At 57.8% G+C, this 26,573-nt stretch carries 23 protein-coding genes; 18 read left to right on the forward strand and 5 right to left on the reverse strand.

The annotated features are described in order from the left end of the window. Window positions 1-33: 33 nt before the first annotated feature. The gene (locus Q7U76_05025; protein MDO8355734.1) at window positions 34-1,812 is read left to right on the forward strand and encodes an NAD+ synthase; all 1,779 of its coding nucleotides are present in this window, start codon (window positions 34-36) and stop codon (window positions 1,810-1,812) included. Between the two features lie 15 nt (window positions 1,813-1,827). On the opposite strand, the gene Q7U76_05030 is transcribed toward Q7U76_05025, so the two are convergent. Next, a complete protein-coding gene (locus Q7U76_05030) occupies window positions 1,828-2,814 on the reverse strand; it encodes a hypothetical protein (protein MDO8355735.1) in 987 nt (328 codons plus the stop codon). 309 nt (window positions 2,815-3,123) lie between these two features. Between Q7U76_05030 and Q7U76_05035 the strand changes: the two genes are divergently transcribed. The 13 genes from Q7U76_05035 to Q7U76_05095 all read left to right on the forward strand — a co-directional run bounded on the left by Q7U76_05035 (window position 3,124) and on the right by Q7U76_05095 (window position 18,737). Further along, window positions 3,124-4,602: an outer membrane beta-barrel protein gene (locus tag Q7U76_05035; GenBank protein ID MDO8355736.1), complete on the forward strand. Its 1,479-nt coding sequence runs from the start codon at window positions 3,124-3,126 to the stop codon at window positions 4,600-4,602. A 44-nt stretch (window positions 4,603-4,646) separates the two neighbouring features. Further along, the gene (locus Q7U76_05040; GenBank protein ID MDO8355737.1) at window positions 4,647-6,008 is read left to right on the forward strand and encodes an ammonium transporter; all 1,362 of its coding nucleotides are present in this window, start codon (window positions 4,647-4,649) and stop codon (window positions 6,006-6,008) included. 30 nt (window positions 6,009-6,038) lie between these two features. Continuing rightward, window positions 6,039-7,439, forward strand: coding sequence for an ammonium transporter (locus tag Q7U76_05045; GenBank protein ID MDO8355738.1), 1,401 nt, complete (start codon window positions 6,039-6,041; stop codon window positions 7,437-7,439). Window positions 7,440-7,536: 97 nt separating this feature from the next. Then, window positions 7,537-7,875, forward strand: coding sequence for a P-II family nitrogen regulator (locus tag Q7U76_05050; GenBank protein MDO8355739.1), 339 nt, complete (start codon window positions 7,537-7,539; stop codon window positions 7,873-7,875). Between the two features lie 2 nt (window positions 7,876-7,877). Then, window positions 7,878-10,562, forward strand: coding sequence for a [protein-PII] uridylyltransferase (gene glnD, locus Q7U76_05055; GenBank protein MDO8355740.1), 2,685 nt, complete (start codon window positions 7,878-7,880; stop codon window positions 10,560-10,562). A gap of 47 nt (window positions 10,563-10,609) precedes the next feature. Then, window positions 10,610-12,019: a type I glutamate--ammonia ligase gene (gene glnA, locus Q7U76_05060; GenBank protein ID MDO8355741.1), complete on the forward strand. Its 1,410-nt coding sequence runs from the start codon at window positions 10,610-10,612 to the stop codon at window positions 12,017-12,019. Between the two features lie 389 nt (window positions 12,020-12,408). Beyond that, on the forward strand, window positions 12,409-13,707 hold the full coding sequence (locus Q7U76_05065) for a CmpA/NrtA family ABC transporter substrate-binding protein (protein ID MDO8355742.1): 1,299 nt from the start codon (window positions 12,409-12,411) through the stop codon (window positions 13,705-13,707). 21 nt (window positions 13,708-13,728) lie between these two features. Then, window positions 13,729-14,610, forward strand: a complete 882-nt coding sequence (locus tag Q7U76_05070; GenBank protein MDO8355743.1) for an ABC transporter permease subunit — start codon at window positions 13,729-13,731, stop codon at window positions 14,608-14,610. A 2-nt stretch (window positions 14,611-14,612) separates the two neighbouring features. Continuing rightward, window positions 14,613-15,461: a nitrate ABC transporter ATP-binding protein gene (locus tag Q7U76_05075; GenBank protein ID MDO8355744.1), complete on the forward strand. Its 849-nt coding sequence runs from the start codon at window positions 14,613-14,615 to the stop codon at window positions 15,459-15,461. Window positions 15,462-15,512: 51 nt separating this feature from the next. Further along, a complete protein-coding gene (gene cynS, locus Q7U76_05080; protein MDO8355745.1) occupies window positions 15,513-15,953 on the forward strand; it encodes a cyanase in 441 nt (146 codons plus the stop codon). Between the two features lie 151 nt (window positions 15,954-16,104). Further along, on the forward strand, window positions 16,105-16,932 hold the full coding sequence (locus tag Q7U76_05085) for a formate/nitrite transporter family protein (GenBank protein MDO8355746.1): 828 nt from the start codon (window positions 16,105-16,107) through the stop codon (window positions 16,930-16,932). Window positions 16,933-16,962: 30 nt separating this feature from the next. Next, on the forward strand, window positions 16,963-17,181 hold the full coding sequence (locus tag Q7U76_05090; GenBank protein MDO8355747.1) for a hypothetical protein: 219 nt from the start codon (window positions 16,963-16,965) through the stop codon (window positions 17,179-17,181). Next, window positions 17,178-18,737, forward strand: a complete 1,560-nt coding sequence (locus Q7U76_05095) for a ferredoxin--nitrite reductase (GenBank protein MDO8355748.1) — start codon at window positions 17,178-17,180, stop codon at window positions 18,735-18,737. The genes Q7U76_05090 and Q7U76_05095 overlap by 4 nt, the downstream gene beginning before the upstream one ends. A 385-nt stretch (window positions 18,738-19,122) precedes the next feature. Here Q7U76_05095 and Q7U76_05100 read toward each other — a convergent pair whose 3' ends face one another. Then, window positions 19,123-20,166 carry a DUF2157 domain-containing protein gene (locus tag Q7U76_05100; GenBank protein MDO8355749.1) on the reverse strand — a complete coding sequence of 348 codons (1,044 nt, stop codon included), beginning with the start codon at window positions 20,164-20,166 and terminating at the stop codon, window positions 19,123-19,125. A 353-nt stretch (window positions 20,167-20,519) separates the two neighbouring features. Between Q7U76_05100 and Q7U76_05105 the strand changes: the two genes are divergently transcribed. The 3 genes from Q7U76_05105 (at window position 20,520) to Q7U76_05115 (ending at window position 22,957) form a co-directional block, all read left to right on the forward strand. Next, a complete protein-coding gene (locus Q7U76_05105) occupies window positions 20,520-21,719 on the forward strand; it encodes a sensor histidine kinase (protein MDO8355750.1) in 1,200 nt (399 codons plus the stop codon). Between the two features lie 15 nt (window positions 21,720-21,734). Further along, window positions 21,735-22,397: a response regulator transcription factor gene (locus tag Q7U76_05110; protein MDO8355751.1), complete on the forward strand. Its 663-nt coding sequence runs from the start codon at window positions 21,735-21,737 to the stop codon at window positions 22,395-22,397. Window positions 22,398-22,594: 197 nt separating this feature from the next. Beyond that, on the forward strand, window positions 22,595-22,957 hold the full coding sequence (locus tag Q7U76_05115; GenBank protein MDO8355752.1) for a hypothetical protein: 363 nt from the start codon (window positions 22,595-22,597) through the stop codon (window positions 22,955-22,957). A 255-nt stretch (window positions 22,958-23,212) separates the two neighbouring features. On the opposite strand, the gene Q7U76_05120 is transcribed toward Q7U76_05115, so the two are convergent. The 3 genes from Q7U76_05120 to Q7U76_05130 form a co-directional block, all read right to left on the reverse strand. After that, the gene (locus Q7U76_05120; GenBank protein MDO8355753.1) at window positions 23,213-24,286 is read right to left on the reverse strand and encodes an alkene reductase; all 1,074 of its coding nucleotides are present in this window, start codon (window positions 24,284-24,286) and stop codon (window positions 23,213-23,215) included. 233 nt (window positions 24,287-24,519) lie between these two features. After that, window positions 24,520-24,756, reverse strand: a complete 237-nt coding sequence (locus Q7U76_05125) for a hypothetical protein (GenBank protein ID MDO8355754.1) — start codon at window positions 24,754-24,756, stop codon at window positions 24,520-24,522. A gap of 10 nt (window positions 24,757-24,766) precedes the next feature. After that, the gene (locus tag Q7U76_05130; protein ID MDO8355755.1) at window positions 24,767-24,997 is read right to left on the reverse strand and encodes a hypothetical protein; all 231 of its coding nucleotides are present in this window, start codon (window positions 24,995-24,997) and stop codon (window positions 24,767-24,769) included. Window positions 24,998-25,526: 529 nt separating this feature from the next. Between Q7U76_05130 and Q7U76_05135 the strand changes: the two genes are divergently transcribed. Beyond that, the gene (locus Q7U76_05135; protein MDO8355756.1) at window positions 25,527-26,555 is read left to right on the forward strand and encodes a trypsin-like peptidase domain-containing protein; all 1,029 of its coding nucleotides are present in this window, start codon (window positions 25,527-25,529) and stop codon (window positions 26,553-26,555) included. The last annotated feature ends 18 nt before the right edge of the window (window positions 26,556-26,573 follow it).

Consider the following 26,573-nt stretch of genomic DNA (forward strand, 5'->3'; position numbering starts at 1 on the left):
TGCTGTAACTGTGAAATGTCGTTGGTGGTCGCTATGCGAACGTTTCGAATCGCCATGGTGCAGATGAATCCGACGGTCGGGGATCTGGACGGGAATGTCCGCCGGATTACTGGCTGGTTGCGCGAGGCGAGGAAGGCGAAGGCCGATTTGGTGGCCTTCCCGGAGCTGGCGATCACCGGCTACCCACCAGAAGATCTTTTATTGAAACCACGTTTTATTGCGGACAATCGCCGTGCGCTTCAAGAAATAGTCCGTCATTGCCGGGGCCTTGCCGCAGTGGTGGGCTACGTCAGCCAGAGCGATGGCCCCGATCCAAAGCCAGCTCGCTCGTCGGTCGTACCGGCCGGTGCTCACGAGCTCTACAATGCGGCGGCGGTCATTGCCGATCAGACACTCGTCACGACCTATTGTAAGTGGTACTTGCCGAACTACGGGGTGTTCGACGAGAGCCGGTATTTCTATCCTGGCAGGCGGCTTCCGCTCATTCGCCTGCGCGGCACGGTGGTCGGGGTCAATATTTGCGAAGATGTCTGGTTGCCGGAAGGGCCCACTCGTTTCCAGGCGGCGGCGGGCGCCGAAGTGATCGTGAATATCAATGCGTCGCCGTTTCATTTGGGCAAGAGCCGGATACGCGAGCAGATGCTGGCAACCCGCGCGCGGGAAAACGGGGTGGTGCTCACCTATACCAATATCGTTGGCGGGCAAGATGAACTGGTGTTTGACGGGAATAGTGTGATCCTCGATCACCGGGGCGAGGTCATCGCGCGGGGGAAAGCGTTTGAAGAAGACTTGATCGTTGCTGACCTCAACATGGAGGCGGTCGCGCGAGAGCGGCGCACTCAGGGGAGGAAAAAAGTTTTGCCGAAACAGGTGGCCGCTGCGGTGGAGATGTGCAACGCCGCGCTTCCTATCCTTTCAAAGACTCGGGTGCGTGCAGTTCCCGATATGGTAGCAGCCATGGATCCGCTGGAGGAGGTCTACCTGGCACTCACGTTGGGGGTGCGAGATTACGTGAGGAAGAATGGATTTGCCCGAGCTGTGATCGGCTTGAGCGGGGGAGTGGACTCGGCGTTGACCGCCGTGCTTGCCGTGGATGCGCTCGGCGCCGAGAACGTCTGGGGTCTATTCATGCCGTCGCCCTATACGTCACAAGATAGTTATGAAGATGTCGCAGAGCTGGGGGCACGACTCGGGATCTCTGTCCGGACTCTCCCCATCACGAAGCTGTTCGATACATACCGGGATGCGCTTGTGAAGACGTTTGAGGGGCGGGCACCCGATACGACGGAGGAGAATCTCCAAGCCCGCATTCGGGGCAATCTCCTCATGGCCTTCTCCAATAAGTTCGGCCATCTGGTGCTCACCACGGGCAACAAGAGCGAGATGAGTGTCGGGTATGCCACGTTGTACGGCGATATGGCCGGCGGATTTGCCGTGATCAAAGATGTTCCCAAGACGATGGTGTATGATTTGGCGCGGCTTCGCAATCTCAGAGGCTCGGCCCCGGTCATTCCCAAACGGACGTTAAGCCGGTCCCCGACCGCCGAATTGAGGCCCGATCAGAAGGATGAAGATTCGTTGCCGCCTTATGAGGTCCTCGATCCCATTCTTCAGGCCTATGTGGAAGAAGACCGGTCCCTCGAAGAAATCGTCGTCGCAGGGTACGACCGCGCGACGGTGGCACGGGTGATGGCGATGGTCGATGGCAGCGAGTACAAGCGCCGGCAGGCGCCGATCGGCATCAAAATTACGCACCGGGCCTTGGGTAAGGACCGGCGGATGCCGATTACGAACGGCTATCGTAATCGATAGGCCGCGATATGCTGGTTACGGGGCTGTTTGCTGTGGTTTTGAGGGGAGCGCGGGTTTTCGCTTCTGGCTGTCGGGCTTGGCCGTTTGGCTGTCGAGTTGTTTCCGAACCGATTGCAGTTCCTTCCTGAGAACTTCCAACTCCAAGTCTTTCTTGATGACGAGATCCTTCAACGTATGGATTTCTGCTTCGCGTTGAGCAAGCGATTCTGACTGGTTCTCGGATCGTTTGGCTCCTGCGAGGGGCTCTCGATTCGACGTAGCCTCTTGTTGGACCAAGGGCAAAGCCTGCTCAATGGCTGCTATCGATGGCGATGCATGCTGAAGCAGCTGATAATCGATGGCGAGAAACCTGTCGGTGGAGCTTCCCCCTGCCGGATAGTGAAAACTATCGGACCGTTGGGCCGCGCTCGGTGTGAAGAGCAGGGTTCGGTTCGAGAGGCCAGAGGGATCTGGTAGGCGCCGGTGGGCTGGGTCGTTGGTGTGAGGCTGGCCCGGTGCATATCGGTATTGCGAGAGTGTGACATACAGCGAGAGCCCATAGGCGTAGAGGGAGCCGGCTGTAGTCTCTGTAACGGAGTGCTCCAAGCGCCCCGTGCCTTGGCGAGGACTAGTGACCTGAAATGACACAGCCTCTCCCGTTCCCGCGGTCGTCAGGGCTTTGGCAATTCTGGGAGTGAGGAACTGAACTTCTTCCGGCGAAAAAACCGGGACAGGAGAAGCTGATCCTGCCAGTAGGTCTTGGAGTCCTCTCTGCTGTTCCTGGACCCGCATCCCGCTCAAGACTCGGGCGATGAGGGCTGGTTCCATGTGGATCGGGTGACTGGCCTGAATCGACCGGTCAGATAGGGCCTGAAGGGATACGGTTCCTCGGGGATCTTCAGAAAGAACTCGACCTGTCTGGCCGGTTGCGCTACAGGCTGTGCCGCTTAAGCAGGCTAGCGCGAGTAATAACAATGCCTTGCGAAGGCGACTAAATGTCGAAGAGAGGAATAAGAGAGCCATAGGTGCGGCAAATCTAGCATAGATGGCAGATCACCGCCAGGATGGAGAGGTCGTGCGGTCGTTCACTGAGGGTGCCAGTCTCGTGAGATGTGCCATTCCCCTCTTTCGTATAGGGCGCGCAAAGGCGTTGACAGATTTTCCGGGAGCATGTTACAAGAGTCCCCATCGGACAGGGGAACAACGGCGTTTCCCACCGGCCTCAAGATAGTACGGCATGGACAATGGCGTCCTCCGGCCCAAACGGGCTAGAGGGCGTTTTTTTTTGACCGCATTCGAGCAGTCTGAGTGGCGAGGAACATGAGAAGCGAGATGTATGTATTGGCTGGTGGGAATCAATGTGGAGCTGAAAATCGAATGGGCTTGGAGGGGCTGGAGGTTGCGCACAATGGCGTGCGTGGCGACAACGTCGTCGAGGTGAACGAGAGAAGGTTTGTGAGTCACAACATCACCAATCGGACGAGGGAGGCCGTCATTATGTCAGTACGCAGTCTTATCGGGATAGGAATCTGCGCGTTGGTTTCGCTGCTGGGTAGCCAGGCTGCCTTGGCTCAAGTGGCTCCACCGACGCCTGCGCCGACCGTGCAAGAGCGGTTGGAGGCGTTGGAGAAGAAGTCGGATGCGCCGTCGTTGTGGAAGACTCTGGGGTTCAAGGCCTCTGGGTTTCTGGATGTGGCTTATACGCAGAACTTCAACAATCCGAACACCAACCTCAATCAACTGCATATCTTCGACACGAATGCCAACGGCTTCATGCCGCACCTGGCCCAGCTCATGCTGGAGCGGCCGGCCGATGCCGCCGGCAGCGGCATGGATCGGGCCGGTTTTCGCGCGCGGCTGAATTTCGGGTCCGATGCCCGAGTCACCAGGGCCCGGACCAACTTTCAACCGGGCACCAGCAACAACGAGATGGATTTCCAAGAACTCTATGCCGAGTACATCCTCCCGGTCGGCAATGGGCTGAAAATTCAAGCTGGCAAGATCAACACCTTGATCGGCTATGAAGTGATCAACAGTTATGAAAACCCGAACTTCTCGCGCAGCTTCATGTTCGGCTTGGGCCAAGCCTTTACGACGACGGGCGTGCGCATGACGTATACCTTCAATCCGCTCGTGACCGCGTCGATCGGCGTGATCAACGGCTGGGACAACATCGACGACAACAACAAGGGGAAATCGTTTGAATGGTTGGTGGCCCTTACCCCCCACGAGAAGATCGGCGTGAGCTTCTACGGGTCCTATGGCGCGGAGCAATCGAACAGCCAAGGGGCGGCTGCCTTCACCACCCAGGCCGATCCGACGGCTAAGCGGACGGTGGTGGGGTCGATCATCACGTTGAAGCCCACCGACAAGGATACCGTGATCCTGGAACCCTATTACGGCAATGAGGGCAATGCCAGCACGGTCAAGGGCGCGAAGAATGCCCGTTGGAACGGATTTGCTGGCTACTTAATCCATGATTTCACCGATCAATGGAGCGCCAGATTCCGTGGAGAGATCTTCGAAGATGCCGGGGGCGCCCGGACCTGTACGGGCGGTGTGAATTTCGCTGGAGGTGCCAATACCTGTGCCAGCGGCAGTTCGGGTGCTGGCGTGATCACGGCGGGAGCCGGTGGGATTCCCCAAACCCTCTGGGAGAATACCTTCACATTGCAATACAAGCCCTTTCCGTCTCTGATCACGCGGACCGAGTTCCGGTACGACAAATCAGATAAGAACGTCTTCTTGTACGGCAGCCGGCCTGTCAACAACCAAGAAACCCTGTCATTCCAAGTCATTTACCTGTTCTGAACAGGAGAGGAAAGGACCTCATCATGAACCGATATCTTCGTATCATGACATCGATGCTTCCCGTCCTAGCCTGCGCCATCTTGGTGGGGACGACGGGTCTCTATGCACAAGACGCGGGGGCACCAGCTCCCGCAGCCCCGGTTGTCGCAGCTCCGGAAGCGGCGGCCGTGCCAGCTGCACCGAAGATCGACACCGGAGACACCACCTGGGTCTTGGTCTCCACGGCGCTGGTGCTCGCGATGACGGCGCCGGGCCTTGCGCTGTTCTATGGAGGCATGGTGCGTTCGAAAAATGCGCTGGGGACGATCATGCAGAGTTTTGTGATTCTCTGTCTGATCAGCATCCAGTGGGTCTTGTGGGGCTACAGTTTGGCCTTCGGGCCGGATAAGGGGCACCTGATCGGGGGGCTCGAATGGATCGGACTTAATGGGGTTGGCTTGGAGCCGAATGCCGATTATGCGGCGACGATTCCGCATCAAGCCTTCATGATTTTTCAGATGATGTTTGCGGTCATCACGCCCGCGCTCATCACGGGGGCGGTGGCGGAACGGATGAAGTTCAGCGCCTTTCTGGTGTTTACCCTGCTTTGGGCAACCTTCATCTACGATCCCTTGGCCCATTGGGTGTGGGCGGTCGGGGGCTGGGTCCGAAACCTTGGAGCCCTGGACTTCGCCGGTGGAACGGTTGTCCACATTAGTTCCGGTGCCGCTGCCTTGGCCTGTGCCATCGTGTTGAGGAAGCGGTTGGGTTACGGCAGGGAACATATGGTCCCGCATAATTTGCCGATGACGGTCTTGGGTGCTTCCTTGCTCTGGTTCGGGTGGTTCGGGTTTAACTCTGGCAGCGCCGTCGCTTCCGGGGCGCTAGCGGTCAGTGCCTTTGTCGTCACCAATACGGCAGCCGCCGCCGCGGCCTTGGCCTGGATGATCGTGGAGTGGATGTATCGAGGCAAACCGACGGTGTTGGGCGCCGCGAGTGGTGCCGTTGCGGGGTTGGTGGCGATCACGCCGGCCTCCGGATTCGTCGGCCCAGTGGCGTCGATTGTGATCGGGCTAGTGGCGGGAGTCCTCTGTTATTTAGCGGTGTTGTGGAAGACCAAGTTGGGCTATGATGACGCCCTCGATGTGGTCGGCATTCATGGAGTCGGAGGTATCTGGGGTGCGCTGGCAACCGGCCTCTTCGCGTCGAAGGCGATCAATGCCGCAGGCGCAGACGGTCTGTTTTATGGCAATCCGGCACAGTTGGGCATCCAGGCGATGGCCGTCCTGGTCTCGGTCGTGTTTGCGTTTGTCGGGACCTTTGTGATTCTGAAGTTGGTCGATGGAGTGATCGGGTTGCGTGTGAGTGAAGAAGATGAGCGAAAGGGCCTCGATCTCAGTCAACATGATGAACGGGCCTATTCGTAAGGCAACGGGTGACCGAAGGCAAGGAGGACGATGGTGATTGACCCTGCACGAATCGACAGTCGCAAGCGTAGGCGCCAAGGGGCGCTCAGTGTCATAGGCCTGACTATCGCGGTCGTGATGCTGGGAACCTTGGCGGTCTTCACAGGGTCAGTCGCGGCGCAGGATACAGCGGCCGCATCGGCTCAAGCCGTCGCCGCAATTCCTGTGCTGAAGATCGATACGGGGGACACGGCCTGGGTCCTCACCTCCACGGCGCTGGTGCTGGCGATGACGATGCCGGGCTTAGCGCTGTTCTACGGAGGACTTGTCCGGGGCAAAAACGTCCTGGGGACGATCATGCAGAGCATCGTCATTCTCTGTCTGGTCAGCCTCCTCTGGATTCTTGTCGGCTATAGCCTGGCGTTCGGCCCCGACAAGGGCGGTCTCATCGGGGGCCTTGAATGGATCGGGTTGAGCGGGGTGGGGAGCGAGCCCCATCCAGTGTATGGCCCTACGATTCCTCACCAAGTGTTCATGTTATTCCAGCTCATGTTTGCGGCCATTACGCCGGCCTTGATTACGGGGGCGGTGGCTGAGCGGATGAAGTTTTCCGCGCTGCTGCTGTTCGCGGCCTTGTGGTCCCTGGTGATTTATACGCCGGTGGCCCATTGGATCTGGGGAGGCGGATGGTTGGGGAAGATGGGCGCGTTAGATTTCGCCGGAGGCGCGGTGGTGCATATCAGCTCCGGTGTGAGTGCCTTGGTCTGTGCCATCGTGCTAGGCAAACGGAAGGGGCATGGAGCCGATTACATGGCTCCGCATAACCTGCCGTTCACGTTGTTGGGGACCGGTCTTTTGTGGTTTGGCTGGTTCGGATTCAACGCAGGCAGTGCGTTGGGTGCGAATGGGCTGGCCGCGAGTACCTTCTTGGCGACCCATGCGGCAGCGGCCGCAGCGGCGTTGGTCTGGATGGGGGTCGAGTGGGCGCATCGCGGGAAACCCACCGTCCTTGGTCTGGCCAGTGGCGCGGTAGCCGGTCTGGCCACCGTGACCCCGGCCTCCGGGTATATCGGACCGTTCTCCGCGATCATAATTGGTGTTTTTGCTGGGATTCTGTGCTATTTCGCCGTTGTGTGGAAGGGGAGGATGGGCTATGATGACTCGCTCGATGTCGTGGGAATCCACGGTGTGGGCGGCGTCTTCGGCATCCTCGCGACGGGGGTCTTCGCCTCCAAGGCCATCAATGCCGCCGGGGCAGACGGGCTCTTGTTCGGAAATGCAGGGCAACTTGGGATTCAGGCGATCATGGTCGCGGCGGTGGCGCTGTTTTCCGTGATCGGGACCTGGGTTATCTTGAAGGTCGTTGATGCAGCAGTTGGGCTGCGGGTCGCCCCGGAAGACGAATCGACGGGGTTGGACCTCAGTCAACACAACGAGCGGGCCTATTCATAAACAGACCATGACACTATTGACCATGCAATCATGCCGGCGATCCTCGCGACGATGAATGATCAGCGTCCTCGGGTCAGCCAGGTAAGGAGGCAGCGACATGAAAATGATTGAAGCCATCGTGAAGCCGTTCAAGTTGGATGAAGTGAAGGATGCCTTGCTCGAAATGGGTGTGCAGGGTATGACGGTCACGGAAGTCAAAGGATTCGGCCGCCAGAAGGGGCACAAGGAAACCTACCGTGGTCAGGAATATACGATCGAGTTCGTGCCGAAGGTAAAGATTGAGGTGGCCGTCACGGACGCACAGATGCCGCGGGTCATCGAGACGATTACCCGGGCAGCCAAGACCGGCAGCATCGGGGACGGCAAAATTTTCGTGCGCGACTTGGTGGCCGCGGTGCGTATCAGGACGGGTGAAACTGGAGAAACGGCTCTGTGACGATGAGTGCCAAACAAGACGTGGTCGACCTGACTGTGCGGGATGGCGATGCGGCGCAGCTTGGCCTCTTTCTGGCCGAGCAGCGCCGTATCATCGGTCAGCGTGTCATGGGTGGCGCATCGGGCGCCGAGACCCTCGCCGCCATGACCGAGCTCGTCGATGGGTTGATCCTCGGGCGTTATCGCGAGGCGATCCGGCATGGCGGTGATGCGTTAGCGAACGCGGGTCTTCGCCAATGTTGCGTCATCGCCTTGGGTGGATACGGCCGCCGTGAGTTGGCGCCCCATTCGGATGTCGATCTCATGTTTCTGTTCCTCCCCGAGGCGAAGTCACAGGTCGAGATGCTGGTGCGTGCGGTCTTGCATCCCTTGTGGGACTCTGGATTTCAGGTCGGACATAGCGTACGGACGATTGCCGACTGCATCGAGCTGGCGGAGGCCGATGCGACCGTGAAGACCTCGATGATGGAGTCCCGGTTTCTTGCGGGAAGCCCCGAGTTATTCGAGCAGTTTCACAGCCGGTATATGCGGAAGGTCGTGGTCAAGAACCCGGATACCTACTTGGATCAGAAACTGGATGAGCGCCGGCGGGAGTACCAGAAGTTCGGCGAGACGGTATATTTGCTTGAGCCGAATGTCAAGAAAAGCACCGGTGGTCTTCGCGACTTGCACCTGTTGCAATGGGCCGGTATGGCCCGGTATCAGGCGCCGACGATCCGTGAACTCTCCGATCGCGGCATCCTGTCCAGGGCCGATTCCATCGCCCTCACAGAGGCACGGGATTTCTTGTGGCGAGTCCGGGCGCTCCTCCATGTCCATGCCGGCACGGCCCAGGAGATTTTGTCGTTCGATGAGCAGATCTGGCTGGCCCAACATTTCGGATTTCAGGACCAGCCGCATTTGTTGGCCGTCGAACAGTTCATGCAGCAGTATTACCGGCACACGACGGGCTTGCATGAAAGTTGTATGCGGTTTGTCGAGCGTTGTCGGAGCGTGCCGTTTTGGCGCAGAATCGCGCGGTTCTTGCCGGCGCCCCGCGTCGATGAATACTTCGTAGTCCGGGGCGGGGTGTTGACGGTTGCGGATGAATATCGCGCCAAGGTATTGGAAAGCCCGGCGTTGCTCCTCCGCCTGTTCGATGTCGCGCGAGCGCGGCGGCTGACCATCGTGCCGCCATTACTCGAAGACATCCACCGCCATGTCGATACGGTCTCGGCGGAGGCCTATCGGACGCCGGAGGTCAATCGCACCTTTCTCGCGATTCTCTCGGGGCCTGGCACCGCCAAGACGCTGGAGGCCATGCATCGGGCCTCGGTGCTGGAGAAATTGGTTCCCTCGATGAAACGCGTGCGTGGCCTCATGCAGTTCAATCAGTACCATAAGTATACGGTCGACGAGCACAGTTTGCTTGCGGTGACGCGGGCGGAAGACTTGGCACAGGATCAGGGGGTGATGGGGGACGTCTATCGCAGTATTAAGCGAAAAGATCTGCTCCATCTCGCCGTGTTGTTCCATGATCTGGGCAAGGGCCAGGAAGAAGATCACAGTGAAGCGGGGAAGCGATTGGTTGAAGAGGCAGCGGTTCGGCTTGGATTCGACGAGCAGGACAAGCGCACCCTTGCATTCCTCGTGCAGAAACATTTGCTCATGGCTCACACGGCGTTTCGACGAGACCCGAACGACGTGAAGGTGGTGCTGCCCTTTGCCCGCGAAGTCGGGACGCCCGAAGTCTTGAAGAAGCTCTTGGTGCTCACGGCCGCGGATATCGCGGCCGTCGGTCCCGGTGTCTTGACCAAGTGGAAAGAATCGCTGCTGATCGAACTCTACCAGCGCACGATGTCGGAGGTGTCCGGAGAGCGGAACGGCGTCGGGGCGCCAGAACGGGTTCGCCAGATTGCCGAAGAGGTGAGCCGGCATCCGCTCATGGCAGGACAATCCGATGGAACATTGGCCTGGGTCGAACAGCAACTGAGCCAATTCCCCGAGCGCTATATCTACGGCACGGTATCGTCTCGTATGGCAGCGCATTTGGCGGCCGTGCGGCGATTGCATGTCGGTGAAGTGCTGGTGGAGACGGAGTTCAACGGGGAACTGGGGACCTGCGAATATACCGTCGTGGCCCACAATGACGTGACGCCGGGCATGTTCTCGAAGATCGCCGGTGTCATGGCAGGCAGCGGGGTGCAGATTCTCGATGCGCAGATTCTTACCAGAGCCGACGGGATTGTGGTCGATACGTTCCAGGTGATGGATCCGGACTATCAGGGCGCACCTCCGGCCGAGCGGCTCCGGACGGTGGGCGACCGGATCGCGTCGGTCCTCAAGGGGTGGGAGCATGTCGATGATGTGCTGCGACGGGGCGCGCGGTTGAAGCTGACGCGATCGCTGCCGAAAGCTCCTGAAGCGACGGAGGTGCGGGTCGACAATGAAACGTCGGACGCCTATACGATCATCGATGTCTTTGCCGATGACCGCCAGGGTTTATTGTATGTGATCACGAACACCATTTTTCAGCTTGGGTTATCCATCCATGCCGCGCGCATCTCGACGCGCCTGGATCAGGTGGCCGACGTGTTCTACGTCGCCGATCAGCAGGGGAAGAAGCTGGAGGACCACGGGCAATTGGAGCGGTTACGAACGGGAGTCGAAACGGCCATCGAGAATTTTCTCGAGGCGAAAGCGGCCTAGCAGAGGCGGCGCAGTCTCATTCAGGGGTCATTTGAAAGGAGAAGGGGATGAACGTACGTGAAGTGTTGGAGTATGTGAAGAAACATAAAGTCCAGATCGTCGACTTGAAGTTTGTCGATCTCATCGGGACCTGGCAGCATTTCAGTATCCCGACGAATGAATTGACGGAGGACCTCTTCAAGGACGGGTCCGGACTGGACGGCTCCTCCATTCGCGGCTGGAAGGCCATCAACAACAGCGACATGTTGGTCGTGCCGGATCCGTCGACGGCTTGTCTCGATCCGTTCTGTGCGGTCCCGACGCTGAGCCTCATCGGCAACGTGGTCGATCCGATCACGCGCGAGACCTACGATCGCGATCCGCGCTATGTCGCCCAGAAGGCGGAGAAATACCTCCAGAGCACGAAGATCGGCGATACCTCCTACTGGGGTCCCGAGGCCGAGTTCTTCATTTTCGATCAAGCCCGGTACGATCAGAATGGTCACAGCGGTTACTACTTCATCGACTCCGAAGAAGGCGTGTGGAACATGGGGCAGGAAGGCCACAACCTGGGCGGCAAAATCCGCCAGAAGGAAGGCTATTTCCCCGTCGCTCCGACCGATACGCAACAGGACATCCGCAGCGAGATGATTCTGGAGATGGAGAAAGCCGGTATCCAGATCGAGAAGCATCACCACGAAGTCGCCACGGCCGGTCAGGCGGAAATCGATATCCGCTTCGACTCGCTGGTCAGGACAGCAGACAAAATGATGATGTACAAGTACATCGTCAAGAACGTGGCTCGCCGACATGGCAAGACTGCGACCTTCATGCCGAAGCCGATTTTCGGCGATAACGGATCGGGCATGCATAGCCACCAGAGCATCTGGAAGGACGGCAAGCCCCTGTTCGCCGGGAAGGAATATGCGGGCGTGTCGCAGATGTGCCTGCATTACATCGGCGGCATTCTGAAACATGCGCCGGCGCTGGCGGCCTTTACCAATCCCACGACGAACTCCTACAAGCGCTTGACGCCAGGGTTCGAAGCTCCGGTGTTGTTGGCCTATTCCAGCCGGAATCGGTCGGCCGGCATCCGGATTCCCATGTATTCACCGAGCCCCAAGGCGAAGCGGATCGAGGTGCGGTTCCCAGACCCGGCCGCGAATCCCTATCTCGCCTTCTCCGCCATGCTCATGGCCGGGTTGGACGGTATCCAGAACAAGATCAACCCCGGTGAACCGGCTGAGCAGGATCTCTACGATCTCGAGGCGAAGGCAGCGGCGAAGATTCGAACCATGCCGGGCAGCCTCGACGAAGCGTTGAACAACCTTGAGAAGGACCATGAGTTCCTGCTCAAAGGCGGGGTCTTCAGCAAGGACCTGATCGAAGCCTGGATCGGGTACAAGCGGACCAAGGAAGTCGATACCATGCGGTTGCGTCCGCATCCGTATGAGTTCTACCTCTATTACGACGTCTAGAGTACAGGACCCATCTTAGGTATGGGTTGACCTGGTCGGGGAGGCATGGTACATATCTCCCTATGAGCGGAGTCGAGGCAACGGCGCCTCGGTAAGGCTCTCGACATACGGCAAACGGACAACGGCGTCCGTCATTCTGGAAAGAGTGGCGGACGCCGTTTTGTTTTCGGCACAGGTCGTCGGAGATCGGTGCCAACGTACACAGTGGATAGGCCGGTGCCGACCTATCAATGCGGACAATGGCGTCCGTCTCTCACGACTGGGAGGCGGACGCTTTTTATTTTCAGCATGTTCAGTGATCGGATCTTGGGACTCGGTAAACAAACAGTTGCCGAAACACACAGAAGGAGGCGGTCATGAGCGAAGGAGATGGGGCCAGTAAGCGGACGATGACAGCGAATCCAAAAGCTGTCGTGAAAGCCGAATCCTCCGAGGAGTATTTTGAGCGCAACGTCGAGCAAGCTGTGGTGTCGGCTGTTATCCAAGCTGCCGTTCCATCACGCCGGAGGTTTCTCGCATCCATGGGAGCCGCAGCGCTAACGGCGCTTGTCGCTGAATTACTCCCGTTGAAAGAGTTCGCCGCATTCGCGGCCGATCCGGTCGGGAAGCCGGAAAAGACAGACCTCAGTATCGGCTTTATTCCCATTACCTGTGCCACGCCGATTATCATGGCGGAGCCGCTGGGGTTCTATAGCAAGCATGGCCTGAATGCCAAGGTCAAACGTGCAGCCGGCTGGGCCATGGTGCGGGATTGGGCCATCAACAAAGATGTCGACGCGGCGCATATGTTGTCGCCCATGCCACTGGCGATCACCCTGGGGGCCGGTTCCGTCCCCGTGCCGTTTTACATGCCGGCGGTGGAGAATATTAACGGCCAAGCGATCACGCTGCATAACAAGCACAAGGGCGTCAAAACTGCCGCCGACATGAAGGGGTTTCGGTTCTGTGTGCCGTTCGACTATTCGATGCATAACTATCTTCTGCGCTATTTCTTGGCGGAAGGTGGCGTGCATCCTGACAAAGATGTGCAAATCCGTGTCGTGCCGCCACCGGAGATGGTGGCCAATCTGAAAGCTGGCAACGTCGATGGATATCTGGCTCCCGATCCTTTCAACCAACGGGCGGTCTACGAAAACGCAGGGTTCATCTTCAAACTCTCCAAGGAAATCTGGGATAAGCATCCCTGTTGCGGTTTCGCGATTTCCAAGGACTTTGCCACGCAGTACCCGAATACGTTTCTGGCGCTCTTCCGGTCTATCGTGGATGCCACACACTACGCGTCGAACCCGGCTCATCGGAAAGAGATTGCCGAGGCGATTGCACCGACGAATTATTTGAATCAGCCGGTGACGGTCTTGGAACAGGTGCTGACGGGAACCTACGCGGACGGATTGGGCGCAATCAAGAAGGATCCGAGCCGTATCGATTTCGATCCCTTTCCCTGGCACTCGATGGCGATTTGGATCATGACCCAAATGAAACGGTGGGGTCATTTAAAGGGCGAGGTCAATTACAGCGCCGTGGCCGAGCAAGTGTATCGAGCGGCCGACTGCGATCGGATCGCCAAGGAGCTTGGTTATCCAACGCATCAGGGAGTGATGGCCAAACATACGATCATGGGCCGGGAGTTCGATGCAACCCAACCGGATGCCTATGTTCGCAGCTTTAAAATCCACAGTATGGCGTAATAGTCGAAAAGGCCTGGAACTATGAAAACAAATGGAAATGGCAGTCCGTGGATGATTTCGGTGTTTATCCTCGTGATTTTTCTCGGCGGGTGGCATTTGCTGACGCTGCGGTCGTCTTTTGACGCGAAGGGCAAGACGGACGAACAACTACAGATGATGGAGTTCAACGGAGACATCGTTCGAGCTGGAGCGGGAGGCTACGTCTGGAACCCTGAGAAGATGAAGGGTGTGCCGGGTCCTCTCGCAGTGGTGGAGAAAGCGAGAACTGAATTGAGCGAGGCCTTCGTCATCAAGGGAACCAACGACCACGGCATCGGCTACCTGGTTCTCTACACCGTCTCGAGATTCGCGGGAGGGTTCCTTGCGGCATCGGTCGTAGCGATCATCTTCGGTGTCCTCCTGGGGCTGAACCGCGTCCTGTTCCGAGCCGTCAACCCGTTCATTCAGGTCTTAAAACCGATCTCGCCGCTGGCCTGGATGCCCTTGCTGCTGTACACGGTCAAGGACCCCAAATGGACAGCCGTCTTGGTCGTGTTTATGGCAGCCGTTTGGCCGACTCTGGCGACGACGGCGTTCGGAGTAAGTTCGCTCAAGAAGGAATATTTACACGTCGCGGCGATTCTGCAGCTGTCTTGGTTCAAGCGGCTCTATCGGGTGATTTTGCCAGGGGCAGCCCCGACCATCGTGAACGGTCTGAGAATCGCGTTCGGGAGCGCATTGGTGGCCGTGGTGCCGGCAGAGATGCTGCTGGGTGAGTTGGGCGTCGGCTACCTAAGTTGGATCGAATGGAACAATCTCGACATTGCCGGGGTCATTTTCGCGATTTTGGTGGTCGGGGTCGTCGGCGTCATTCTGGATTCAGGATTCAATAAACTTGCCGGTCTCGTAACCTATCAGGAGTAACCATGTCATTTCTCGTTGTCGATCATGTGAGCAAGTTTTTCCCCGGTCATGCCGGAGGTGGAGACGTGTGTATCTTCAAAGACGTGACCTTGAAAGTCGACAAGGGCGAGTTTGTCACCGTGATCGGCCATTCGGGATGCGGCAAGAGCACCTTGCTCAACATCATCGCCGGGTTGGAAACCCTGTCGGAAGGCGGCGTGATCTTGAATGGGCGCGAGGTGTCCGGCCCTGGATTGGACCGGATGGTGGTGTTCCAGAATTTTGCTCTCATGCCCTGGATGACGGTGTTCGAGAACATCTCGCTGGCCGTCCGGTCGGCCTACCCGGATTGGGAACACGGACAGGTGGTGGCGCATGTGCATAAGTACATTGCGTTGGTCGGACTGAAGGGAGCTGAAGATAAGCGGCCGATCGCCTTATCAGGAGGCATGAAGCAGCGAGTCGGTCTCGCCAGGGCCTTTTCAATTGAGCCCAAGGTGTTGCTGCTCGATGAGCCCTTCGCTCAGATCGATGCGCTGACCAGAGGAGTCATTCAAGAGGAATTAGTTCAGATGTGGAACGCCACGCGCAACACGGTATTCATGGTCACACACGATGTGGACGAGGCCATTCTCTTGTCTGACCGCATCATGCTCATGACGAACGGGCCATCATCGCGCATTGCGGAGATTGTGGATGTGACGATCCCGCGTCCCAGATCGAGAGATTCGGTCATTGAACATCCCCATTACTACAAGATCAGGAACCATGTGATTCATTTTCTCGTCCGTCATGCGTCGCATGGAGTGGTGGGTGAGGGGGCGGTGCCAGGAGAATCGTCGGAGGCCGTTCCGCTCGTCGTGAGGTTCTGAAGGAACGGGAGTGCGCCTGTGCCAGAGGCATTAACAAAGGAGGAATATGCGATGGAAGTGAAGAAAGCGAAAGACGCGATTAAAGCAAAGCGGATGGAGAAAAAGGTAACGATCGCTGAGGTGGCCAAAGCGGTCGGGAGAAATCCAACCTTTGTTGCAGCGGTGTTGCAGGGGACACACAAGTTGCCGGCTGAGGAGGCGAAGAAGGTCGGCGACTTGTTGGGCCTCGATGCAGACCTGACCGCGTCGTTGAGTAAATTCCCGGTTCGCACCGATTACCCGATTACGACTGATCCGTTCAAGTATCGCTTGATGGAGATCATCGGGGTCTATGGCGATTCGATGCGCGAACAGGCCAACGAGATGTTCGGCGACGGCATCATGAGCGCGATTGACTTCACGCTCGACATGGAAAAGGTGACCGGCAGCCAGGGCGAGGCCCGGTGCAAGATTACGCTGAACGGGAAGTGGCTCGAGTATAAGACGTTTTAGCGACCATCCGAGAGTGGGTCTGGTGCGGGAACAAAGGCGTTCCTGCCGCGTAACGACAGAGCGAGATGCGAAGCGGACAACGGCGTCCGTCTCCTATGCGGGAAGACGGACGCCGTTGTGCTTTTTGAATGTGATGATAAAGGAGGCCTCGATGTATACGACGGATCACGAGCGGATTGCATCGTTGGCGGCGAAGAAACATCGGTTCCTGGAGGTCTCGCTGTCACGCTACCTCATACTGTCGGCCCTGGCAGGCGTCTATGTGGGATTCGGCATCGCGTTGATTTTCAGCCTCGGTGGGCCGCTGGCCGCGGTCGGATCGCCGATGGTCAAGCTGGTGATGGGTCTGTCCTTCGGGATCGCCCTGACATTGGTGATCTTTGCCGGATCGGAATTGTTCACCGGGAATAACATGACCGGAGTGATCGGCGGGCTGTCGCGCAGTCTCACCTGGACTCAAGTGGCGCAGCTCAACGTATGGTCCTGGGTCGGTAATCTCATCGGCTCGCTGGTGCTGGCCTGGCTGGTCGTCCAATCGGGCGTCCTGTCCAAGGGCCCGCAGGCCGACCTGATCGGAAATGTGGCGGCTATGAAAATGTCGCTGCCGGCGTGGGAGCTGTTCCTTCGGGGTCTTTTGTGTAACTGGCTCGTCTGCCTGGCGGTCTGGACCTCCGGGAGGACGACGAACGATGCGGCCAAGATCATGCTGATCTTCTGGTGTCTGTTCGCGTTTATCGGGACCGGGTTTGAACATAGCGTTGCCAATCAATCGTTTCTCGGCATGGCGTTGTTTCTCCCCCATGGGGACGCAGTCAGTTGGACAGGTTATTGGTACAACCAGTTCTATGTCGTCTTGGGAAACATCGTCGGCGGCGGGCTGTTCGTCGGTGGTCTGTATTGGCTCGCGAGTCCCTATACCGTCGCCTGTATTGAGCCAAAGGAATTGCCGCGTGTCATTCCGGCACGGGAGGCCTGCTGAATCCAGGATTCAACAAGAGAGGAGGGAGCCATGGCGACTTCTATTGATCGTGCCGTGATGTCGAATGAAGATTGTGTGGTACAACGGCTGCGTGAATGCGGCGCAAGTTCGTTCGAAGACCTGGCCCGGTTGCCCGGGCTTGATTGGGTCACGGTGTTCTCAGTTGTCGACCGGCTCAATCGTGCCGGCCTCGTGGTGCTCGAACGAACCGGGGCCGATTACCGTGTGTCATTGGAGAAGGGAACATGAATAAAATCGAGGTCATCAAGACGGAGCGCGACGGGTTGGCGGTGAAGGAGATGATTGCTCAGTACGCCAAAACGGGATGGGAATCGATCCCGGAGGACGATGTCCAGCGCCTCAAATGGTATGGCCTCTTTCTGCGGAACCCTACGCCTGGTTTTTTCATGATTCGGGTGCGGATCCCGGGCGGCAAGAGCAGCTCGTATCAACTGCGGGCCCTGGCCGAGATCGCCGGGACCTACGGCAACGGGGTGTTGGACTTGACGACACGGCAACAGATACAGCTTCGGCAGATCCGGATCGAAGATGTACCGGTGGTCTTTGCCAAGATGGATGAGGTCGGGCTGACCTCCCTCCAAACCGGCATGGACAACGTGCGAGGCGTGATGACCTGTCCGGTGGCTGGGTTGAGTCCTGAGGAACTATCGGATGCGACGCCTATCGTGCGCGCCATCAACGAAGAGATCCTGGGCAATCCGGCCTATTCGAACCTGCCGCGGAAGTTCAACGTAGCGGTGACAGGCTGCCCGGATAACTGCGTGCACATGGAAACCCAAGATCTGGCCCTTGTGCCGGCCTATCACGACGGCGCCAACGGTAAGAGTCTCGGGTACAACCTCTTGGCCGGCGGCAAGCTCGGGTCCGGCGGATATCGGATCGCGACGCCGCTCGACATCTTTGTGACTGAGGGCGAAGCCTTGGCCGTGTGCCGCGCGATCATTCACATCTTTCGAGACCATGGATCGAGGGAGAATCGTACGCAGGTCCGACTGGCCTTCCTGCTGGAGGAATGGGGCGAAGACCGGTTCCGTGAGGAAGTGGAAACGCGTATGGGCAAGAAATTGTCGCAGGCCGGCATCGATGCGCGAAAAGCAGTCGAGAAGAGCCATGTCGGGATCTATCGGCAAAAACAACCGGGCATGAACTATGTGGGATTAAAAGTCCTAGTGGGCCGTATCAAACACGATGACCTGTCCAAGATCGCAGCCTTGGCAGAGAAATATGGAACGGGGGAGATTAGGATTTCCCCGGCGCAAGCCCTGATCGTTCCGAACGTGTCCGATCGGAAAATCGGCGACCTCGACCAAGAGTCGTTGGTGAAGCAATTCGCTTATAACCCCTCACCAGTCTACAAGGGGCTGGTCAGTTGTGTCGGGAGCGACTACTGCAATCTCGCGGTCATCGAAACGAAGAGCCGGGCAGTAGAAACAGCGAAGGCGCTGGAGGCTCGTCTGGGGAGCACGCTCAAGCCGATCACCATGCATTGGTCCGGCTGTCCTGCTGCCTGCGGCAATCATCTCGTGGCGGATATCGGGTTCTTGGGGAAGAAGGCCAAGATCGATGGGAAAGTCGTCGATGCAGTCGATATCTACGTGGGAGGTCGCTCGGGGCCCGACCCCAAGTTGGCGGTCAAGATTATGGAAGATGTGCCCTGTGACAGACTGCCGATGGTGCTGGAAGGACTGGTGCCCTACCATTCGCGTGAGAAGATGCATCGGGTGAGAGGCGGGGCAGTGAAGAAGGCTGCAGTCAGCAAAGAGGTGTTGAGCGCAAGGGCGTGAGGAGCGTTCTTTGCTCCCGGAGCAGGGGAGGGGCTGGGGGCTGATGATCTTCTGTGCTCGCGCAACGCGCGGCCTCAGAAGGATGAGGAGGGAGCGGCCAGGTGCCCTCGTTGCTCGCGGAACGCGCACGATCAGAATGTGCTCGTCCGCCGCGCGCAGTCGAAGGCAACCTTGGCCACTCCCCCTCTGGGGCGATGTAGCAAGAGGGAGGGAGGCCCTCGTTGGACGCGCGCAATGGAAGACCACTCAGCCCCCATCCCTGAAGAGAAACCGAGCGAGCTTGGAGGGATCATCCGTAGCACCGTTCGCCGCGCGCCGTGAAACGGGGTGGTCAGGATTGCATTTCGCCGTGCGATCAGGAAAGACGCTCGATTTTTTGTTTTTTTCATCCTCGCTCTTCTCGTCTGCCCAGGTTCCAGATCGTCTCGGCTTTGCTGCCGATGTACCAGAAGCTGAGCCCCAGCAGCGCGAAGAAGATGGCCTTGTGCAGGCCGTTCCAGAATAATTCGAAGAATCGCGTATACAAGTTGATGCCGAGAAATGTCAGACCGAACCCTTTCGTGATGTCGTTGTCGTGCCTCAATCCATGGTAGACGGCCCAGCCTGCGACTGCGCCGAAGAGGAGCGACCAATGGAACAGTTCGATCTGTTTTACCCGCTCCCAGGCATGGATATCCCCATAGTTGCCGAAGATCGACATGATCCAAAGCGCGATGAAGAGATACAGTAATCCCATCACCAGCGTGCTGCGGAAGAAGCGTTGTCCGCTCGGGTGAGTTTCCAGCGCCAAAGCGCAGCCGGTCAGGAGCCCGCCGAAGAGGACAAAGCGCAGGGGATAGTTCATCCCAAGGTAATAGGCGCCCCAGCCGGACATGTAGCCCGTTTCCGTACCCATCCAGCCGCCCAACGAGGCCAGGGAGAAGACCCAGATCAAATTCGATTCGAGCATCGCGCCGAGGACGGCATAGACCAGAAACGAGAGCAAGAGCAGAATCGCGAAATGCCCGCTGCCTGTGTCGAGTGCGATGCCTAGTTGGGAAATCGCTCCGGCTGTGGCCAGCACGCCAAGAAAGAAAATGGCTTCGTTGCGATAGGCCTTGTCGGGGGCCTGCTGTCGTTTGGTGAGTCCCCATCGGTAGAGCCCGGCCGCCACGAGTGAGAGGGCCGCGCACTTGACCGTCGCGGGGGCCTTGAAGAGTACGTCGAGCATGTCCCGGAGCATCCGGTCGGAGAGCGCGGCGCTCACGGAGGAGACGATCGAAACGAGCGCGATCCAGAAGGAATACTTCGCCAGCTTTCGCCAGTCGAAATATTGGACTTCGATCGTCGCAGCCAGCGATGCCGCCTGTGTGTCGGGAATCACGCCATCGTGTTTCCAACGCTCGATGGCTTCGCGGACCACGATGGCGTGTTTACGTGGGAGTTTCATGCAGGCCTCTTACGGGTAGGACTGAACACGTTTTCTTCACGCTGAATTATATGGCGGAAAGGGGAGGCAGGCTATTCAGAAAGGCAAACGTACCAAGGGGGGAACGGCGAAGATAAACGAAGGTAATCGTGGGACGCCGCTCGCAGCAAAGTGGGGAGGGGAATTGGGTGGCTGGTAGATCTGTCGGAGCATTGTGGAATATCTCCGTATGTTCGTTCTATCCCATTCTTTCTCCTCTCTGAGAAAGACCGGTGCTCGTTCTGTTGTTAGGCCAAGACTTCGGAGTAGAATGGACCGGCCGCTAGAAACGGGAGAGCGGTGTCGAAGGCGGTCTCATTTTTCGAGCCGTGAACATGAAGCCAACCAAGAAAAACAAGCCGGGGGCCAAGCGAGTCGCAGTGAGCCGCTCCGGTCTTGTGGATAAGACAGGTACGGAGAAGTCTGGTACAGCGACGCGGCGGGCATTCATGCCGAAGCACGGAGGACTGGCCCATCGGCTGGGCGAGCGGGTGAAGGAGTTGAGCGCCCTCCATCGCGCAGTTCATCTCCTGCAAGACAGTCTCAAACCGGTATCGACCGTATTGATGGAGATCGCCTCGTTCATGCCTCCCGCCTGGCAGTATCCTGAGGTGACGGAAGCCTGCATCACCTTCGACGGGAGGCAGTTTCCCACGCCTGGTTTCAAGGAGACGCCCTGGATACAGCGGGCTGCCTTTGCGACGCCGGACGGACGCCGGGGGATGCTCGAGGTGGTCTACACGGAAAAAAATCCGCCGGAAGTCGAAGGGCCGTTTCTGGCCGAAGAACGGGATCTGATCAATTCATTGGCCGACAGTTGTGCCTCCTATCTCACGCGAAAACAGGCAGAAGAGAAGCTACTGGCGGCCCATGGACGGTTACAGGCTCTCTCCAAGCAGTCGATGCATCTGCAAGAGCAGGAGCGTCGACAACTGGCGCATGATCTCCACGATGAAATCGGACAAGCGTTTACGACGCTGAAAGTGAATTTACAGGCGATCCAGAGAACCACGGACCCGAACCGCCGGATTGCGTCCTTGAACGACAGTTTCAGTATCATCGATCAGACGGTACAGCGGGTGCGCGACATGGCCCTCGATTTACGCCCATCGATGCTCGATGACCTGGGGCTGGTCTCTGCCGTGCGTTGGTATGTGGAGAAGCAGGGGGAGCGGGCTGGGATTCGCACGAAGGTGGATTCCAAGGGTATTCCCCCGGGACTGTCCCCCGATGCCTTGGTGGCCTGCTTCAGGATTGTTCAAGAGGGGGTGACCAACATCTTGAGGCATGCCGAGGCCAGTCGAATGGCCGTGAAGCTCCGGGCTGTGAAAGAGGGAGTCGAGGTGGTCATCGAAGACGATGGCGCCGGTTTTTCCGTCAAAGAGGCCATGGCCGCCTCCGGTGAACGGCCGCATTTGGGATTGATCGGCATTCAAGAGCGAGTCAGAACCTTCAATGGACAATTCCAGATCAGTTCAACGAGAAGAAAGGGCACGAGGCTATCGGTGATGATTCCGTTCGACAAGCCTGTGTGAAGTGGGGGAGGCCGTATGCACGTCAAAGCGAAGACCCTACGGGTTCTGCTGGCCGATGACCATGCGCTCTTTCGCGCCGGACTTCGTGTCTTGCTGCACAGTCTCGATGGAATTCAGGTCGTCGCCGAAACAGGAAACGGACAGGATGCGATCCAGCTGGTCGAGCGAGAGAGGCCCAGCCTCGTGTTGATGGACATTGCGCTACCAGGCCTCACGGGCCTCGAAGCGACCGCCCGTATCACCAAGTCCTGGCCGCAGGTGCGGGTCATCATCCTCTCCATGCATGCGAACGAAGAATACGTCCGCCAAGCCCTTCGGGCCGGCGCCTCGGGGTATCTGTTGAAAGGAGCCGAGCCGTCCGAATTGGAATTGGCCCTCAAGGCAGTCATGCGAGGGGAGACGTATTTGACGCCCAGCGTATCCAAAAAGGTAGTGGATGAGTATCTCAGGCAGGGCTCGGCCTCCACGAAAGGCGGAGCCCTCACGCCACGGCAATGTGAGGTGTTAAAACGTATTGCCGAGGGCCGTTCCACCAAGGAGATTGCCGGAACGCTTGAACTCAGCGCCAAGACCGTGGAGGGTCACCGGGCCGAATTGATGAGGCGCTTGGAAATCCATGACGTAGCGGGTCTCGTGCGTTATGCCATTCGCATAGGATTGGTGCCGGTAGACTCCTAGTCCGTCCTCGGTTCCGTCCATCCCGATCGTGTGTCCAATCGAGCGAACCAAGGAAATCCCTTGGTTCAACCCAAGGAACTCTCTCCCTCCCAGCGAGGTATCTACCTTCTAGCGGCACAACGCCTTCCGGACTATCGTATGTGCAAGGAAGTCACGGATGGTCGGATGTCGTGAGCCTATGGCTCAAGGAGGTATCGATGAGACAGCTCGCATCACGAGGCAAGGGACCTGGTGCTATCATTGGCAGCATCGTTCTGTTGTGTGTGGGAATGGTCGGTTGTTCAGAATTCCCGCACCAGTCATCGCCAGTTATTCAGGGAACGCTGGGAGTACAAGAGCGTTCCGCCGCCGCGCAGTCGTATCGCCGGCAGGCTGAGGCGGCACGTGCCGAAGCCGAAGCATACGAACGGCGAGCCGAGTCGTTGGGTGAATATACCGACACGAAAGGGTTCGTCCGGAGCGGACTCACCACGGCCGCACAAGCGCATCGCGCGAAGGCCGTGACGCTAGAGGAACTGGCTGCCATCCATGCAGAGCAGCCGAATACGGCAAACCGATAAGTCCCGTGCGTGGGGGGCCGTTTCCGGGAATTTCCTGCTGTGGTTCGATGCGTCTGCGCGTGGCAGCGGCGTAGCCGCTCCCGCGCCTCCCGGGGCGACCCGTCGGGTTCCCCTGAGCGGCAGCCTTCGGATATTCCCTCGCGGACTCGGTCAGTTTTTGCTTTCCTCCTCAGCGGACTCTCGACGGGATTCGCTCATCCGGCGATGTCCGCTCTGAGCCCCATCCCCTTTTCTATTGGCCCGTCTTAATGGGAATCAGCCTGCGGCCAGGGCCGGATAGTCGCTGTAGCCGTCTGGTCCACCTCCATAGAGCCGATCGTAGTTGACCTCGTTGAGCGGGGTCTGTTTCGCGAAGCGTTCGACCAGGTCCGGGTTGGCGATGTATGGCCGTCCGTACACGATCGCATCGGCCGCTCCGCGTGCCACCGTCGATTCGCCGCTTTCACGCGTATAACTCCCGTTGCTCATCAGGGCACCATGGAAATGTCGGCGGGCGATCGTCAGGATGGCTTGCTCCTCAGGCAAGGCGTGGCTCTCGTGCCGTATTTCGAGGAACGCGATCATTCGTCGGCTCAATTCCTGCGCCACATAGGTCACCAGCGCGTCGGGCTGGCTATCGACCATGTCATTGAACGGGACCAGGGGCGAGATTCGTACCGCGACGCGCCCGGCGCCCCAGACGCCGATGGCGGCATCGGTCACCTCCAGCAGAAACCGAGCACGGTTGGGAACAGAGCCGCCATAGGCATCCGTGCGTGCGTTGACGCCGTCGCGTAGAAAATTATCGACCAAATAGCCGTGCGCACCGTGGATTTGCACCCCGTCGAAGCCGGCCCGTTGAGCGTTCTGCGCGGCGCGTCGGAACATGTCCACATACCGCGGGATTTCCTCAGTGCGGAGCGCGCGCGGGACTTCGTAGGGTGTGGCGCCCTCCGGGGTATGGGTCACGCCATTGCGAATCGCGGTGGCGCTGCTGGAGACCGGTTGCTCGCCCTCGTTCAACAACGAGTGCGCGGCACGGCCGGGATGCCAGATCTGCATGAAGATGCGGCCGCCTCTGTCATGCACGGCGTCCGTCACTCGTGTCCAGCCGGCCACGTGCGCGGGGCTGTAAATGCCGCCTTCACCGATGAAGGCGCAGGCATGGGCATCGACCATGGTGCATTCCGTCATGATGAGCCCGCTCGATGCCCGTTGGGAGTAGTAGTCCACCATCATGTCGTTGGGAATGTGTGTGGCCCCGGCCCGCACACGGGTCAGGGGCGACATGACGATGCGGTTGGGTAAGCGGATGTCCCCGGCCTGCAGCGGGGTAAACAACGTGGTCATTGGACGTTCCTTTGCATAAGAGGTAGATCGTGGGTGAGAGAACCTATAAGCGAGAGGGTGCGGGAGTCAAGGCAACAGAGTGAGCCGCATGGGCAGACGGGCTGTCGCTGCTGCCGGGAACGGTGGTTGTAGGTGAGTCACAGGGATGGAGGAACGCCTATGGTGTATTCCCGGAGCGAGAAAAGACTCCCGACTGTTGCTTCCCCTAGCGAGGCGTGAGCCTATACGCTGTGTTATGCCGCCTTCAGGATGGCTTTGCGAAGAGACTGGGGGACGGTAATGGGCAGGAACAAGACTTTCGGATAGAGATAGTCTTCACCCGATTCGTCGATCACGCGCACCTGACCGTGCTTGAGGGCTATTGCATCGGGGAGAGCGATATAGATCTTTCGTTTTTCGAGAGAGACCACATATCCCTTATTCTCTACACAGATCACAAATCGTGAAGCAGCAGACTTTAGTTTTGGCATTGTGGTGACCTCAGAGCAATCGTTTAATCTTGTATTCTTTCCGGCCCATACCCGTCGCCTCATACCAATGAATTTCAGCGAGATGAACGGATCCGTCAGAGAGTCGAACCTTCACGATGCCTTTCCGTTTGCGCCAGCGACCCTTGCCATAGAACTTTCGAAGACGAGCAATCTCTCGAATTCCAGACCCAACCGCGAATGTTTCAATCTGCGTGATGGGGCCAAGCAACTTGAAATACACAACATCATGATCCCAAAATTACACCGCGGTCGTCAACGGGAAAGATAGGAGGTGAGGAAAGGCCTCCACGCGCCGAGAAGCCTGGAGGGATGGTATCACGCCGGGCTATCAGGAAAGCTCCCGATCCCTTCCGTTCTTTAGCGCCGGCTCGTCTGCGCGGGGCTGAGGTTCAACCGCTCCCGCGCCTCACTGAGCGACCCGTTCCGGCTCCGCTGAGCGGCAGCCTTCGGGCATTCCCTCGCGAATCCTGGTCAGCTTCCGCTTTCCTCCTCAGCAGACCCTCGACGAGTCCCCGCTCCTCCGGCAACGTCAGCTCTGAGCCTCAGCTTCGCGCCAAGAAATGTAGAATGTCCCCGTTGTTTGGCCCATTGGCGGATAAATAGCCCTTTTTCTTTCTCGGGATTGCATCACACTGTGCGGATCAGAAAAACTCCCGATTCCCTTATTTTTCCGATTATCATCTCTTAAATCGGCCCTTGCGCCTTCCTTTGCCTCGCCCCTACAATACGCCTCCCCCTGGGAGGCTCTCATGCCCTTCTCGATTCGTCCCTGCTGTCGTTTTCCTGTGCAATCCTTCGCCGCATACAACGATGGCCCCTTTCTCAATCAGCCGCCGGCCTACTTTTGGGGGTTGGGGTCTCCAGTAAGACGCCTAGGTCTAAAACTACTTCTGCTCCTCATAATTTATTCCTGTTTTGTTGTGGGAGCACACGCTCAGTCCATCGCTGAGATTGCAGAGACTGTTGGAAACTCAGTCGCAATGATTATTACTTACGATGTAACAGGTTCCCCCACTGCCCAAGGGAGCGGTGTATTCATAACTGAAACAGGAATCATTCTTACGAATGCGCATGTGGTCGAAAATGCATACTCAGCAGAGGTTATTTCGAGTCTTGGAACATTCGACAAAGTGAGAATACTTACTCGGGATAGCAAGCGTGATCTCGCTCTAATTGCAATACCAACAGACAAATCAAGCCCACCGAGTTTTGCCAAAGATACTAACTTTAAGCCTGGAGAGCGTGTAATAGCCATTGGCAATCCGTTAGGTCTTGAGAGAACGATTTCGGACGGCCTAATAAGTGGTATCAGACACAAGGGCGACGGAGTTGAGTTGATTCAGACAACAGTTCCGATTTCGCACGGAAGTAGCGGCGGGGTTTTGCTCAACACTTCAGGAGAGTTGATTGGGATAACCTCGTCATCATTTGAAGGTGGTCAAAATATAAATTTCGCAATCAGTCTCAACACGATTTACGCCTTTATCGAAGGCTATCAAAATGATGATCCGCAGGGCGTAAAGCACCAAGAGCTAAGGTTAGCCAAGGAAAGTGTCTGGTACCGAATTGTTCTCAAATGGATTGGTTACATAGTGTTTGGGGTTTTCGCCCTAGTTTTCAGCGATAGGTTTGGGTGGGCGCTTCCACTTATCTTTGTCACATTCTACCTTCTTTATTTGGCTTTCAAGGGAATACACTGGCTCATAACTTATCCTTTTCGTAGGTTCAAACAGAGGCCTCAAGCCATCTCTTCTGATGGTAATGACAAGCTTGGATAGATCTGTCGTGACCCCTTT

This window comes from Nitrospirota bacterium, from assembly GCA_030645475.1.
Taxonomy (GTDB): Bacteria; Nitrospirota; Nitrospiria; order Nitrospirales; family Nitrospiraceae; genus Palsa-1315.

Bases quoted from the DNA above. Each gene is read 5' to 3' on its own strand.
- Q7U76_05040 (MDO8355737.1), top strand. From the start codon at position 4,647: ATGACATCGATGCTTCCCGTCCTAGCCTGCGCCATCTTGGTGGGGACG.
- Q7U76_05105 (MDO8355750.1), top strand. From the start codon at position 20,520: ATGAAGCCAACCAAGAAAAACAAGCCGGGGGCCAAGCGAGTCGCAGTG.
- cynS (MDO8355745.1), top strand. From the start codon at position 15,513: ATGGAAGTGAAGAAAGCGAAAGACGCGATTAAAGCAAAGCGGATGGAG.
- Q7U76_05035 (MDO8355736.1), top strand. From the start codon at position 3,124: ATGTATGTATTGGCTGGTGGGAATCAATGTGGAGCTGAAAATCGAATG.
- Q7U76_05050 (MDO8355739.1), top strand. From the start codon at position 7,537: ATGAAAATGATTGAAGCCATCGTGAAGCCGTTCAAGTTGGATGAAGTG.
- Q7U76_05070 (MDO8355743.1), top strand. From the start codon at position 13,729: ATGAAAACAAATGGAAATGGCAGTCCGTGGATGATTTCGGTGTTTATC.
- glnA (MDO8355741.1), top strand. From the start codon at position 10,610: ATGAACGTACGTGAAGTGTTGGAGTATGTGAAGAAACATAAAGTCCAG.
- Q7U76_05065 (MDO8355742.1), top strand. From the start codon at position 12,409: ATGACAGCGAATCCAAAAGCTGTCGTGAAAGCCGAATCCTCCGAGGAG.
- Q7U76_05075 (MDO8355744.1), top strand. From the start codon at position 14,613: ATGTCATTTCTCGTTGTCGATCATGTGAGCAAGTTTTTCCCCGGTCAT.
- Q7U76_05100 (MDO8355749.1), bottom strand. From the start codon at position 20,166: ATGAAACTCCCACGTAAACACGCCATCGTGGTCCGCGAAGCCATCGAG.
- Q7U76_05085 (MDO8355746.1), top strand. From the start codon at position 16,105: ATGTATACGACGGATCACGAGCGGATTGCATCGTTGGCGGCGAAGAAA.
- Q7U76_05110 (MDO8355751.1), top strand. From the start codon at position 21,735: ATGCACGTCAAAGCGAAGACCCTACGGGTTCTGCTGGCCGATGACCAT.
- Q7U76_05115 (MDO8355752.1), top strand. From the start codon at position 22,595: ATGAGACAGCTCGCATCACGAGGCAAGGGACCTGGTGCTATCATTGGC.
- glnD (MDO8355740.1), top strand. From the start codon at position 7,878: ATGAGTGCCAAACAAGACGTGGTCGACCTGACTGTGCGGGATGGCGAT.
- Q7U76_05090 (MDO8355747.1), top strand. From the start codon at position 16,963: ATGGCGACTTCTATTGATCGTGCCGTGATGTCGAATGAAGATTGTGTG.
- Q7U76_05135 (MDO8355756.1), top strand. From the start codon at position 25,527: ATGCCCTTCTCGATTCGTCCCTGCTGTCGTTTTCCTGTGCAATCCTTC.
- Q7U76_05025 (MDO8355734.1), top strand. From the start codon at position 34: ATGCGAACGTTTCGAATCGCCATGGTGCAGATGAATCCGACGGTCGGG.
- Q7U76_05095 (MDO8355748.1), top strand. From the start codon at position 17,178: ATGAATAAAATCGAGGTCATCAAGACGGAGCGCGACGGGTTGGCGGTG.
- Q7U76_05045 (MDO8355738.1), top strand. From the start codon at position 6,039: ATGGTGATTGACCCTGCACGAATCGACAGTCGCAAGCGTAGGCGCCAA.
- Q7U76_05120 (MDO8355753.1), bottom strand. From the start codon at position 24,286: ATGACCACGTTGTTTACCCCGCTGCAGGCCGGGGACATCCGCTTACCC.
- Q7U76_05030 (MDO8355735.1), bottom strand. From the start codon at position 2,814: ATGGCTCTCTTATTCCTCTCTTCGACATTTAGTCGCCTTCGCAAGGCA.
- Q7U76_05125 (MDO8355754.1), bottom strand. From the start codon at position 24,756: ATGCCAAAACTAAAGTCTGCTGCTTCACGATTTGTGATCTGTGTAGAG.